At 40.3% G+C, this 13051-nt stretch carries 11 protein-coding genes; 6 read left to right on the forward strand and 5 right to left on the reverse strand.

The genetic code is table 11. From position 1 onward, the window contains the following. The first annotated feature begins 207 nt into the window (after window positions 1-207). From IQ276_RS36780 to IQ276_RS36790, 3 genes are all read left to right on the forward strand, one after another. Window positions 208-2802: a hypothetical protein gene (locus IQ276_RS36780; RefSeq protein WP_193920553.1), complete on the forward strand. Its 2595-nt coding sequence runs from the start codon at window positions 208-210 to the stop codon at window positions 2800-2802. Beyond that, entirely contained in the window at window positions 2799-4313 is a 1515-nt protein-coding gene (locus IQ276_RS36785) for a hypothetical protein (RefSeq protein ID WP_193920555.1), read from the forward strand. Before IQ276_RS36780 ends, IQ276_RS36785 begins: the two co-directional genes overlap by 4 nt. Window positions 4314-4500: 187 nt before the next feature. Further along, a complete protein-coding gene (locus IQ276_RS36790) occupies window positions 4501-7116 on the forward strand; it encodes a DEAD/DEAH box helicase (RefSeq protein WP_235116422.1) in 2616 nt (871 codons plus the stop codon). Window positions 7117-7178: 62 nt separating this feature from the next. On the opposite strand, the gene IQ276_RS36795 is transcribed toward IQ276_RS36790, so the two are convergent. Genes IQ276_RS36795 through IQ276_RS36805 form a run of 3 tightly spaced genes read right to left on the reverse strand, consistent with a single transcriptional unit; the run spans window position 7179 to window position 8218 of the window. Next, on the reverse strand, window positions 7179-7526 hold the full coding sequence (locus IQ276_RS36795) for a hypothetical protein (RefSeq protein ID WP_193925814.1): 348 nt from the start codon (window positions 7524-7526) through the stop codon (window positions 7179-7181). Between the two features lie 6 nt (window positions 7527-7532). Next, window positions 7533-7895 (reverse strand): hypothetical protein, encoded by a 363-nt coding sequence (locus tag IQ276_RS36800; RefSeq protein ID WP_193925812.1) that lies wholly within the window; start codon window positions 7893-7895, stop codon window positions 7533-7535. After that, window positions 7892-8218, reverse strand: coding sequence for a DUF5674 family protein (locus IQ276_RS36805; RefSeq protein WP_193925810.1), 327 nt, complete (start codon window positions 8216-8218; stop codon window positions 7892-7894). The genes IQ276_RS36800 and IQ276_RS36805 overlap by 4 nt, the downstream gene beginning before the upstream one ends. Window positions 8219-8441: 223 nt before the next feature. Here IQ276_RS36805 and IQ276_RS36810 point away from each other — a divergent pair, with 223 nt between their 5' ends. The 3 genes from IQ276_RS36810 to IQ276_RS36820 are packed head-to-tail and all read left to right on the forward strand — an operon-like array spanning window position 8442 to window position 10666. After that, entirely contained in the window at window positions 8442-9098 is a 657-nt protein-coding gene (locus IQ276_RS36810; protein ID WP_235116423.1) for a hypothetical protein, read from the forward strand. 48 nt (window positions 9099-9146) lie between these two features. After that, window positions 9147-10001, forward strand: a complete 855-nt coding sequence (locus IQ276_RS36815) for a hypothetical protein (protein WP_235116424.1) — start codon at window positions 9147-9149, stop codon at window positions 9999-10001. Next, window positions 10001-10666 carry an N-6 DNA methylase gene (locus tag IQ276_RS36820; RefSeq protein ID WP_235116425.1) on the forward strand — a complete coding sequence of 222 codons (666 nt, stop codon included), beginning with the start codon at window positions 10001-10003 and terminating at the stop codon, window positions 10664-10666. Before IQ276_RS36815 ends, IQ276_RS36820 begins: the two co-directional genes overlap by 1 nt. A 127-nt stretch (window positions 10667-10793) precedes the next feature. Here the strand turns inward: IQ276_RS36820 and IQ276_RS36825 are convergent, their stop codons facing one another. Next, complete coding sequence (locus tag IQ276_RS36825; RefSeq protein ID WP_235116426.1) at window positions 10794-12659, reverse strand: type IV secretory system conjugative DNA transfer family protein; 1866 nt, start codon at window positions 12657-12659, stop codon at window positions 10794-10796. A gap of 164 nt (window positions 12660-12823) precedes the next feature. Beyond that, window positions 12824-13021, reverse strand: coding sequence for a hypothetical protein (locus IQ276_RS36830; RefSeq protein ID WP_193917507.1), 198 nt, complete (start codon window positions 13019-13021; stop codon window positions 12824-12826). Between the last annotated feature and the right edge of the window lie 30 nt (window positions 13022-13051).

Here is a 13051-nt window from a genome sequence, read left to right on the forward strand (position 1 = left end):
ATTGAATTAAAATGTACTATCAATTTAAAATCTCAAATTAACTTTTTACTGGCATCTCAAAAAACTCATAAGTGAAACAGAAAATACTCTAATACAAGTCGTCATCAACCGACTGTTAACCAAGGAGATAAAGCTAGTCAGCAGAACTGAAGCCATACTATAATTTTTGAAGAGAATATATTTGGCTGAATTTACAAAAATATGGGAATGGGTAAATTTGACGAATCGTTCCAGCGAAGAAATGAAGAAGCTATCAACATTGGCGAGGAAAACGCTAAATATATTCACAATGTAAGGAGTTGGTGCAAGCATTTCCGTGTAGAGATGAAGTCTGCTGGTCTTCTTGCAAAAATGTCAGGTTTACCAATTGGTAGTCATGCGATTTCATGTCAGTATTCCGAGAGTTGGACAGAATCGATGAATCTTCCTTGGATTATTCCAGAGTTTATCGTTAAAAATTGTGCTGATTGTCAATATCATGAACCAAACGGCAACAAAGCCTGGGGTGAGGAAATAATCAAAAACCACCAGCAACAATTACAGAAACACGAGCAAGCTAATCAAACACGCCAAGAGCAGCTAAAGAAACTTAGCGAGGAATTTCGGGAACTGCCGCGTGCAGCGAAGGAATCTTCTGAAATTGACGAGCGTCAAATCCTCACTTTTGTTGAAGAACTTTTTTCGGACGACAAGGTAAAGCAGCAAAGAAATTTAGATTTGTTGATCCAATCAGCACGGATTGGGGCTGACTTATTTCCAGCAGTCGCTATCGACATTTTGATTGACCAGTCGCTATCTGAAGAATTTGCTTCACATTGTTTACCAATTTGCGCTGAACTTGCGGGTCGGCAAGAAGATTTGTCACCTCGACTAGAATCTATGGCGTTAACTGCCATTGAGCGGAACATCCATCCAGAATTAGCGGCAAAAATATTATTTATTCTTGACCAAAAAATTAGTTATCCTTTAGAACCTAACATTATTGAGAATCTGATAATCAACCAAAGGCACTTTCAACCCCTTGGTAGTTGGTACGAACAAGCTCCGTCATATCCAAATACTACAGAGGTTCTACTGCGTTGCTACGATGCAAATCCCTCAAGTATAATTATCCCATTGAGGTCGCTTCTGTTGTGGGATAACAGCTATGTTCGAGTCAATGCTTGCGGCGCACTAAAATTTTTGCAGGATGTCCAACCTCAAATTGGTATTGAATTATTATCAGAGCTAGTTGCATCATTGGATTTATACGATGACCCTTGCGACGACACTGCCGATGCTAGTGCGAAGGAAGGAATTACTAAGGTATTCCGCTATGCCCCTATACAGGTTGACAAGTATCTTGTTTCACAAATGCCCAAAAAACGCCCAGCAGTTCAAGAAGAAATTATAAATATCTATCGTGAATTGTTTTGGAAAGCTAATAGAAACTGGCAGGAAAAACCTAAAAAATCAGATGTAGTGAAAATTGAAGTACAAATAGCAGTCAATCGATGTATAGAGTTTGTAAAAGATGAATCTCTCGACATCGATGTAAGACATGAAGTTGTTGAGGCACTAGAAATAGCCTGCTCTGAGTGTCCTCAAGCAGTAATATTTCATTTTGATTCATTACTCGGCTACTATGCACTTATTTGTATTCAAGAAAAACCGCCTGCTCCACCGCCACGGATTATTTTACCAGGAGATGAAAGTCATCATCCTCTGCTCATAACTTTGACAGAACAAAATCATTGTCAAACATGGGGATTTTTTAAACATAAATTACTTAATTGCATCAAAAATATTGCCGATTATGAACCAGTAAGTGTTGGAGAGGCGATTATAAATTGCTTTGAAAATATTGATACAAAAACACATGAAAAATTAAAGTCAGCACTAGTTACTTTGTTAGGTGAAGTTGGCAAAAGCTACTCGTTACAGCCACGAGTCTTACCAATAATTATGAAGGCACTGATGGACTTTGAGTCCCAGTTATTAAGGGCATCTGCCATCCATGCGGTAGAGGAAATGTATCGTTATTCCAAATCTGCTCCACCAAAAAACATTTTAGATGTCCTTATTCTTCACCTGCACGACGACTATGTAATTGTCCACAAAGCGGCAATTCATGCTTTACGCTGGCAAGGACGTTGGTTGAATCAAAACCAAGCCATTGAAGCCCTAAATTTGATACTAGGTTGGCTTGGTACTTATAAAAATAAAAAAGACCTTTATTTTTTAGAAGAAATTTGCCGAACAATTATCTGGATATCTGACGAGTTTGCAGGTTTGAAGAACATCACAATTAGGTTTATATGTGATGTTCTTCCGACTAAGGAACGCCTTATCGATGAAAGAATTGTTAGAGAAATTATTCAGTATCTCAAGCCAGATGAGCCAGTTGCTGAATTTGCAGTATACCTGATTGCGTGGTGTTTAGCCAATTACAGTAGAGACTACTATAACGGTTACGATGACTCTACCCGTGAAAAAATGTTCAATTGGCTGCACCAAATTCCCTACACTGTTTATATACGTATTAGGTCAAAATTACTTGAGTCTGCAAGGCAACTTGCAATAAAAGATGCTTGGGAAGCATCTCACTTTGCTAGTTTGTTTGCTCGATATGGTGATTATATGGCTGAAAAAGAGGTGCTTGATATTGCCGTAGAATCGCTAAATGGTGAGAAGCGTTATGAAAAGTTACAGAGAACAATAAGGCTTTTTGGGGAAATTGCCACTGCTAATATTAACCTTCAGAATGGCGATATTGCAGCAGCCGATGAGGTTATGTCGAAGATTGAGGAGATAAAAATTTGAGACGAAATCAAGAGCTAGATATTGATCACGCCCATCATGCTGCCAAAATTATAGTAAATCTGCGAAAACTTCTTCAAATAATCGATTTACGAAAAGGTGAGTGTATCACTCAAATTTCTGATGTCATCGACAGCATGGAGACGCATCTTGCCAAAACAGCAGAGTCAAACGAGTTAAACGTCTGGCAATTAGTTCTTATGGGTCTCCGTGTTTTAGGAAGTCATTTACACTGTCGCAACATTGCGCTAAATAAATCTGGAGACCTTTTAAGTGAACGTGAAAGGCTAGCTATATTATGCGCTGAATTTCAATCCTATCTTTCCGATTCTGTTAGCCAAGGTACGAACAACCATAAAGTTATAAACGAGGTAATTGGGCAAGATGGTCGAAGCATAAATCCAGGGCGACTACTTTTATTTCTCCAATCAATACCACTACCGATTACTTATTGGAAACACAAACGCGATCACTTTCCATTTTCTCCTGAAAGTTTATCTGCGGATGAAGAAAATAATTTACTACCGTCTCCCTTAGTGAGGATTATTGCATTCATCGATAATGCTCCTTTGGTTACTCCCCAATTACTTCAACCAAAGTTGATATACTCGCTCAAATTTAGAATTCGTGGTATCACATGGCACAAAGATGCTGAACGATTACGCCTCGACTTACTAACAACATATCCTAGCAGCGATTATTCAATTTCCAACTTTGCCCTTCAACAGCCAGAATGCATCGAAGATAATGAGTATGAGGGAGAATTGACAGGGCAGATTAAGTTTATATCTGCTCAAAGTTTATTGTCTGAGGACATTACCTTTATTGTTAGATGTGCGTTTGAATTAGTTGATGGTAGCTTTCATGAAGTTGCTGTAATTGGACATAACCAGATAGATTTTCGCATTGTTGAACCTCAAGGCTACGGATTTTCTAGTGGTCGTCCTAGCCTAGATAAACACGTAGCTCAATTACTGGAAAGTTTATTAAAAGATAGTCCATCTGTGCGTGATGAATTACCAGAATTATTCTCAGTTTTGGATGCGTTAACACGCCTTCTTGGAACTTATGCACAGGGATCTGTGTTCAAAGACAACTTATCGATATCTGAGGCAGAATTCCAATTGACTATAGTACGGGACTTACGTTTTATTTTGGGACAAGATGTGGAAGAACATCCAAGTCAAGCTGGTGGTATTACAGATATTCGTTATCGCGGTATTATAATCGAATTAAAAGTTGAGAAAACTAATGGTAATAGGCAACAAATTTGTGAAAAGTATACAAGACAGTCCACACAATATGAAAGTGTCGAGGCTAGGCAGATTAGTGTTGTCTTGATCCTTGATATCACACCTAAAAATAATCCACCAGGAGATATTAGAAATGACATTCTCCTAGTTGATGTGCCAACGCACGGTGGCGATGATTTAACAAAAAAATATCCGTCAAAAGCGTTCGTGTTTGTTGTTAATGGAAATATTAAAAAACCATCTGATTATTCAAGAAGGTAGAATTTTATAGCATTTTTTGATCATTTTTTGATCATTTATGATAGTTATAAATATTTCATCTCATTACTCTTGGTGATTACTAAAAAATATTCTCACGCATCAAATAGGATTGCTTTAATTCAATTCAACCTATTGAAACTTTCCCCCAATGGGGGATTTTTTAGGGCAGTGAGCGAAGACTACGACTATGACCACGCCCAACTACAATGCCCTGCTACAAAGCTTTTGGACACCACCTCGTACACCCATTACAGAAAATTCCAACTCAAATAACCATCCCCCTGAACCAACAGATATTGCTGAATTTCTAGGTGAAGATTTACTCTGGCAACAGACTATCCCTGCCAAAGAACCTAATCTGAAAAATATCCCTAATGACCTACCAAATAAATTAATTAAAGCACTTCAATCATTAGGAATTACCAAACTTTACTCTCACCAACTTCAAGCCTTACAAGCAATTAGACAAGGTAAAAGTTTAATCCTCACCTCTCCCACAGCCAGTGGCAAAACTCTCAGCACATACCCCGCCATTCTAGAAGGTTGTATAAATGAAGAACATCGAGCATTAGCATTTTATGGACTACGAGCATTGGCGCTAGACCAGTTCCACAAAATCTCTGAACTCCTCTCTACCATACCAACACAATCCAGACCTATACTGGCAATGATCACTGGAGATGTCAAATCAGAAAAACGAGAACAAATTCTCAAGAGTAAACCGCATATTTTAGGTGTCACTCCAGAATTAATCCACTTTCAACTCAAGCAAGCCTGGAAATCCGCGCATTGGGCAAACTTTTATCAGCGATTGCGCTATGTACTGCTTGACGAAGCTCACACCCTCTCAGGTAGCTATGGCGCAAATATGTCCTGGCTGATTCGTCGCATTAAACTAGCAGTAGATCATTACGGTGGTGACTCCAAGAAACTGCAATTTATCTTCCTGAGTGCCACTTGTGGTAATCCTAAACAACTGGCTCTGAAAATCTCTGGCTTGAAACCCACTAAACTCAACCCCAAACCCCTGATTTGGATTCGCAAAAGTGGAGCCGCTTCACCATCTAGACAAATAATTGTCACTCAGCCCAGTTACAATCTGACTGGTGATACCGCTCGGATAATTCAATTTTTGCTCAATCAAGGTAAGTCAGGTATCGCCTTTTGTAACTCCCGTCGCAGCGTGCGGGAACTAACAGAATTACTCAAATTAAACCAAGTAGCCGCTTTCTACAGTGGCATAACTTCTGAGCGTCGCGCAGAAGTAGTTGACCAACTCCAGTCTGGCACGATCAAATGGATTATTGCCACAGAAGCATTAGAAGCTGGAATTGACCTGCCAGAGTTAGAATGTTGCATTTTGCGTGGCTGGCCAGGTTCCAAAATGGCATACCAGCAACGCAGTGGCCGCGCCGGACGTTCACAACCTGGATTGACAGTACTGCTTCCCAATGCTCTCAATCCCATAGACTGCTATGTAGCAGAACATCCAGAAATGCTGGTATCGCCAGAAGCTGAGGAAGTCTTCTTTAACGACGAATATCCCATCTTTGCTGCTAAACATTTGATGTGTGCAGCCGCAGAAACTGGTATTCCTACTAATAAAATCAAGCACTACTTTGGCACAGCAGCTTACGAGGTAGCAAAACTCCTGTTAGCCCAAGGGCATCTAAATAAAGGTCGTAATGGACTGTGGGCAAAAGGCTATCCCCATAAAGATGTTAACTTTCGGGGTGGCTTATCCCAAACTACCATCAAGCTAGTAGATGCAGAATCAGGGGAAGAACTAGAGGAAATCTCAGAAGATATTGCTCACCGAGAAGTCCATCCCCAAGCCATCTACAAACGACAAGATGCCAATGGACGAATGCTGACTTATCAGTGCATCTCCCTTGACTTGAACAGCAAGCAAGCAATATTAAAACAGACAGCAGATAGCTCACTGTTTACAGTTGCAGTTACAGAGTCAGAAACCAGCAGCCTAACAGTGCTGACTGATCCGGTGAAGTTACCATTGCTGTTTTCTCAACTCAGTGAAGTTGATGACTGTCAGGAATACTTAACTCTGGAACTTAGTTTTGGTGAAGTTAAACACATTACCAGTGGTTACAGTTTAATGACCCAAATCTATGAGCAGACTTGTTTGAACAAGCGGTGTCTTAACTACAAAGAGCCGCTACCTAAAGAACGTCGTTGTCCACTTTGTAGCAAACTCACACGCAAAGCTGTAATTGTGAAAACCCTGTCAGAAGAAAAGTTTGAGCAGCCTTTCCGTACTCAATTTTCAGCACCAATGGTCAAAGTAGCGATTAACTCAAGTGCGCGGGAATACCTCCAGCACAATACCAAAGAAACTAGAACCAATTTAACCCGCAGTGGAGAACCGATTCCACCGGGCTATCAACAGTTGTGGGAATATTCCAGTACCTTGATTGCTATCCACAGCTTTGGGCATCAAATTATGAGAGCGTTACAGCTGGTGGCTAGAGTTGACCCAAAACAGGTGAATTTTACAGTAGTGAAGGAGTTAGGGGGGGAAAATAACAATTACACAGGCTATTTCTATGATACCAGTGATGGTGGTAATGGTGCGGCTGAAGCTGTGTTTAAGCATTTGCCAAAACTTGCTGGTGCTGCTAAAGCGATCGCACGGGATTGTAATTGCGATACTGGCTGTGCCAAGTGTATAATTCAACATGGTTGCCCTGATGGTAACACTGCTTTATTGAAGCAAATGGGATTACTGTTGTTAGATGCGATCGCCTCCGGTCGGTCGGAGACCATCGCCTCCGACAAAACGTAGCCTATCGCTACACCTGATGTTTGACACAAGCATCGTCGTAAACATCGCTCAACTTCCAGATTTTATTGTCCCAGATACTCAATCACTGCCTCCAAGTCTGCGATCGCCCGATTAAATCGATTGAGCATTGCTTCTGCTAGTTCTGGTTGGGCGTTGACAGTCGGTAGTTTTTCCCTCACCACACCTTTGAGTGCTTCTAGCCACAGCGACAAATTTGTATGTCGAACTGCTGTCAACAATCCCATATTAGTGAGAACAGACAAGTGAAACCCAAGTTGGTCTTGTCCACCATAACCCAAATATCCGTTGCTCAGTTCCAACTTTTCTGGGGTAAATTCAAAATACTGGTCAGAGGTAATACCAGCAGATTCTAGTTTGGGTTGTGGTAATGGAGGTTGGGATTGAGTCATTATCAGTTAGGATTGTTGTACAGCAGGTAATTTTGACATTTGCAAAACACTGTCTGACCAAGTGCCAAGTTCTTGAATAATCTGGTTTTTAGCTTCTGTGTTATTCCAGGCTTGTTCCCAGTTAAACAGCCAGCGTGTGAGAAACCTTCCTAAATTTGCTAACTCACAAGCATTGTCAATATCTATATCTGGGGCTATCCACTCAAGAAAATACATAGTCTCTCTAATCAGGCTTTTGACTACATCCTCATGCGTAGAATCACTGAAAATTTGACTTATCCGTGCTAAATTAGTTGCCAATTTTTCCAATCTAACAGGGATACTATCTTGCACAAAGGTTTCTTGCTCATAAGTTAAGCCACTATTCATCCCAGAAACTCCATAATAATTGCGGCAACAATATCTCTAATTTTAACGTCCATAATTTCCATTGAACGATTCTGTCTGGGACGCAGATTAACCATAGACTCATAGATTATCTGTTGTGTATCAGGTCTAAAACTAGCAGCCCAAATATCACTCTGCTTACTGCCATCTTCTAGCAACGCCTGTTCACAGTAAAAGTGCATTTCACCTCCCCCAGCCAGAATCCGATGCTCAATATCCACCGCTACCTTAATATAAAACTTTAACTCTTGTAGCATCTGTTCAATTTGCTCCGGTGTAGCACGAACTCTAATAATCTCAATCAAAAAAATTACTCCTATTAAACATACGGTTGCCCTGGCTATCTTGCCTAATTACAGCAGCCTTCAGCTATCAACAGTAATACCAGATTGTTGCATAGCTTTGTAACTAAATTTTCTACTTCCAGCAACCCACAATACGCTGTATATCTGTATTGAAGCATGATTAATCGAAGTAATTAATTTGCAGCTTACCGCTGCATTGGAGAGATGTTATATTCTCTCCACCATGCCAGTAATTAATCTTGCCGATATTCAACAAATTACTAAAACACAGCAACAACTCCTATTACCCAGTCAAAAATATTATCCAAATCGCTATGCCTTTGACTCTATAGTTGCAGATAATTTATCTTTGGTGATGAAACAACTATTTTTAGGACTGACTGTAGAACCTTTATTAAATGCCTATCCTCAAATTGCTCAGTGGGTTTCTCAAATACAGGAACTTGCACCGGAAATTTTTCAATCTCGGAAAAAATTATTAGTCGATAATCCAGTAATTGCACCTCTTGCAATTAATGACGAAAAGCACTTTATTCAAGTATTAACAAATCTAGCATTTAAACAAGGTATTCCCAGGCTTTATGAATGGGCTATACGCCATCCATATTTAAGCTGGCAAGACCGGGTAAAGTTGTGGACTACGGCTAGACAATACTCAGTTGCTCCTAACCAAATACAACTCGTAGTTTTAGCATTACATCCTGTTAAACCAGCCCAAAGATTAAATGTACGTTGGAATAAAAAGGATCAGATGCAGACTGAAAAATGGTTAATTAAACTACTGACTCAATCTCCAGATAAAAAATCACAATCAAACATAGTCATTCCTGAGTTATCGTCAATGGTCAATTTAGAAGCTATTCCAGAAGTCAAGATTTAAGAGGCTAATGCCTCTGCCATTGGCAAATGCTTATTACAGATAACACCAATGGTACTCAAATCAACTTTTGAACATGGATGGCTATTATCAAAACTACTGAAATTAGATGATGAATATCAAGGTAGGTGGGAGCAATGGCGATGGACAATGGAAACTGGAGAACTACCTAAAGAAATACCACAAACTGAGTTTTTAGACTTAGGACATCCTCAAGTTTTACAGATGCTTTCAAGCTGTCTGCAATCTATTCCTACAGGTGGATGTGGCAGTCCTTCCAGATTTATTCCCTATTTCACTGACTGGTTACTTTATGCTCTAGGGCATCCCAGCATTGCTAAATTGCCTCATGAGCCAGAGGGATGTAACGGTGCGAGTAATCGTCTTATTCAAGAACTGGAACTGAAGCTTTTGATTTCTTGTCCCTTCGATTACTTCGGTCATTTGTTGGCTGCTAATCGTTACGGGCAATCAAGAGCTAAATTCTATCCTACTCCTACTTGGACAGCCAGGACAATGGCTATTGCAGCAGTTGACAGTTCTGCTGCAATAGCACCATTTCATATATATGAACCAGCACTTGGTACAGGAAGATTAGCATTGGAAATGTCCAATTATGCCATCAGTTTGACAGGCTGGGAGTGGGATTCGCTACTAATAAAAATAGCAAGTTTAAACTTCATGCTTTACGCTCCCTACTTGGCATTGCCTATTCCTAGTTTGGGCGGAGATTTAGTCATCGGAGATACGCTGACTGGGAAGGGAATTTCTTTTATTCGACCAAATTTAAAGTATGAAACTCCCGCATCAACACCTAAACCGAAGCTAAATAATAGGTTGCTAATTAATGGTATCAAATACGAAAATACTAAAGCAGAAAATATGTTGCAAGGAAGTTTATTTTGATGAAAATTAAAATTCCTGAGTGGCAACAACTATTTCAAAATTGTGTCAGTAATCTTCCTCTGCCAATTTCCTTGCCTACTGTAGCCATTGCCAATCCTCCCTATTGCAAAATTAATCTCGCTTCCGATTCCGAACTCGCCAGATTTGAGATGGCTTATAAATGGATAAAAAACGGAGATGGAAGCTACATTATTACATCCAAGTTGAAAACCCAAGCAGAACAAGAGTGCTTATTTTTAGAACAGTGTTTAAATCAATTGCAACCTGGTGAAATAGTCTGTATCTTGGTATCTAATGGAATTCTGTCTTCATCTAACCAAGCACACTTTCGCCAATGGCTATTAGAAGACATGGCTTTACTAATTGCTTCCATTCAGTTACCTACAGAAAACTTTCAGGTAGAATGTGGATTGGGAATTATCACCAGCTTTTTGATTCTTCAGCGCAAAGGTGGAGATTTACCAGTACCAGAAGATTACTCAATCTTTATGGCAGTTGCGGATAAAATTGGTTTTGATAGTCGAGGCCGTCGTCTGTTTCGTCCAATTACAAATGAGCAACAAACCCAAGAAATTGATAGTGATTTACCTCTGATTCTAGAAGAGTTCAAAAAGTTTATCAAAGAGGTATGGCAAAATAATGTTGAGAAATGGCACTTGCTTTAACCACTTCAACCAAGCGCAGATTATCCTCAAATTACTAGCAACAGGAAAACATACACCCCCTGAACATTCTACGCTGTGAGCAACAATATATCCAACAATATTTCGCTTCTTAAAAGCTACCAGCCTCTTATCCTTGCAATCCGGGTGTTTGATAAACTCGTGTTGGGAAATTTTCTAAAACATCAGTTTCACTGCTACTAGACTCATGTGCAGGTGCTACATCTTCTTCTGGTAATGGCAACATTCGCGCGGCTGACTCAATCCGTTCATGTAATGCTTGTGTTAACGTTTTAATATCAGGAATTATCACCTGACTTTCTAAAGCAGGTTTAACTTGTGTATCCCAAAGAGCCTCACTATCATACGCTCGTTTTTCATCGGCTTTGGACACTGGAATAATTAAAGGATAGGGAATAGAAGCTTGTCCCTCTGAACTGTAACCAGGACTAGTAATTACGCACTTGCCTTGAGGAAATTTCAAAATTTCGTCAGCACTGATTACAGGCATCTTTTGCAAATTCTCACTCCAGCTAATTGAATGGCTCATTTGTCCGCCAAGCGATCGCCCAGTGGTACGATTTTTAATTAGCACTTCCTTCTCACCGTAACGCTTTGAGTAATCCTCAGCCGTTTTGTAGTTGCCAGGATTGAACAAAACATGGGTACTACAAGCAGAAGCGATCGCACTTCCCATCTTATCCCCATAAATATCGTAAAGTTGCTCTAAACTTTGGATACCCAGAATAAAGCAGGCACCGTTGGAACGATATTCATTAATCCACTGTGGTAATCTGTCCAGCTTAATTGATGGCAATTCATCCAAAGAAATAATTAACGGATCTTTGCGGGGACGGCTTAAATTACCGACAATCATCAAGTGCATTGCAGCCGCCAGCAGAGGCCCAACCACACTGCGGCGTTCATCATCTAGCTTGAACACCACCATCTCTCTACCTTCAAGCTTAGTGGGAATGTCAGATTTCCCGATAAATGCCCTCAGCAAATCAGCTTGGATGAAAGATGAAAAAGTACCTGCTGCTGTGGTCAAAATCCCCGAAATAGTCTTCTCTGCATCCTTGGCACTCAAAAATTGAATAAACGAAGTCGCCACCCATTCATCCAACCTTTTGGACTGTACCGCATGGTCAAGACGTTGCACCAGTTTTGGCAACCGCAGCACAGCATAAAGCATCGCCATATCTGGGTAAGGTGAACCCTTAACTAACTGTAAAAGTGCTTTAGCTAACAAGTCACCGGCTTTAGCAAAGAACTCATCACTTTTACCACCACTGGAAGCATTGCGGTTAATCACTTGTCCAATTTCCCCCGCCATTACCCCATCGCGTGCATCACGCATATAATCCAAAGGATTAATTACACCGCTAAAGGGTTCACCGGGGGCAAATACTCGTACTTTGTAACCATAACGGGCTGCTAAGGGTGCATGGAGTCGTAGTTGGTCGCCCTTCTTGTCGTAGAGTAAAATCGGAAAACCTTGCTGCATAGCACTTTCTAACATCCGGTCTATGGTTGAGTAGGTTTTACCAGACCCAGGCGCACCTATTACCAGTGTTCCCCTTTCGGCATTGGGAAACCAAACACTAGGAGATGCACCTAACATTGTTTGGAGATTAGTAATTAGCGATCGCCATTTACCTTTTACCCAATAGCGAGGAGTTCCAGACCACAGGGTAACTTTATTGTGTTTGCACTCCTTGATTTGCTTGAGTGCTAGGTTAGTTGCTGCTAGTTTCTCGCTGATACCGGAGACTTTACCAGTGGTGATTTTTCCCTTACCAGTACCACTGATTTGCAACAACAGTATAACGAACAGTATTCCACCTACCATCATCCAACCTTGGGGATTGTTATACTGTTGAAACAACTTGCCAAAGTCAATGCTAGCCAGAGGTGCTTGGAAGGATGACACTTCAATTAATGTCGAGTTAGCAGTGATCTGGTTGTGTGGTAGATTTTTCTGGGAAATGTTCATAGCAGTGAAGTATGCATTTAGCAGAAATTTTAGCTACCAAGTGAAAGCTAGGGTATTGACCTTTTGGACATTTTTTTAGAGGTGTTAGAAACTCTATTTCTAGAGGAGTGTCAGATACATAACAGCTTTATGAATGATTGCTGTTAAACTTCGCCAATAAATCCTCACGGGAGAGATTCGATAACTGCAACAGTAAAGAAGCATACGATGTGTGAAGGTAACTCTAGAATAGGCTGAATAATTGTGGCTAATTGTTCATCTAGCGTACCAAATCGAACTGTTAGTAAATTTTCTACAACCATACGTTGCCCTTGCTTTTGAGCCTCTTGCTCCCACTGTATATATAGTGGTGATAATTTCATGATTAACCTCCTGTCATCCTCATATATATT

The organism is Desmonostoc muscorum LEGE 12446, from assembly GCF_015207005.2.
GTDB classification, from domain to species: Bacteria; Cyanobacteriota; Cyanobacteriia; order Cyanobacteriales; family Nostocaceae; genus Nostoc; species Nostoc muscorum.

Coding starts and splice junctions, on each gene's coding strand:
- IQ276_RS36830 (WP_193917507.1), bottom strand. CDS start 13,021: ATGAAATTATCACCACTATATATACAGTGGGAGCAAGAGGCTCAAAAG.
- IQ276_RS36815 (WP_235116424.1), top strand. CDS start 9,147: ATGGTACTCAAATCAACTTTTGAACATGGATGGCTATTATCAAAACTA.
- IQ276_RS36820 (WP_235116425.1), top strand. CDS start 10,001: ATGAAAATTAAAATTCCTGAGTGGCAACAACTATTTCAAAATTGTGTC.
- IQ276_RS36800 (WP_193925812.1), bottom strand. CDS start 7,895: ATGAATAGTGGCTTAACTTATGAGCAAGAAACCTTTGTGCAAGATAGT.
- IQ276_RS36780 (WP_193920553.1), top strand. CDS start 208: ATGGGTAAATTTGACGAATCGTTCCAGCGAAGAAATGAAGAAGCTATC.
- IQ276_RS36810 (WP_235116423.1), top strand. CDS start 8,442: ATGCCAGTAATTAATCTTGCCGATATTCAACAAATTACTAAAACACAG.
- IQ276_RS36790 (WP_235116422.1), top strand. CDS start 4,501: ATGACCACGCCCAACTACAATGCCCTGCTACAAAGCTTTTGGACACCA.
- IQ276_RS36795 (WP_193925814.1), bottom strand. CDS start 7,526: ATGACTCAATCCCAACCTCCATTACCACAACCCAAACTAGAATCTGCT.
- IQ276_RS36825 (WP_235116426.1), bottom strand. CDS start 12,659: ATGAACATTTCCCAGAAAAATCTACCACACAACCAGATCACTGCTAAC.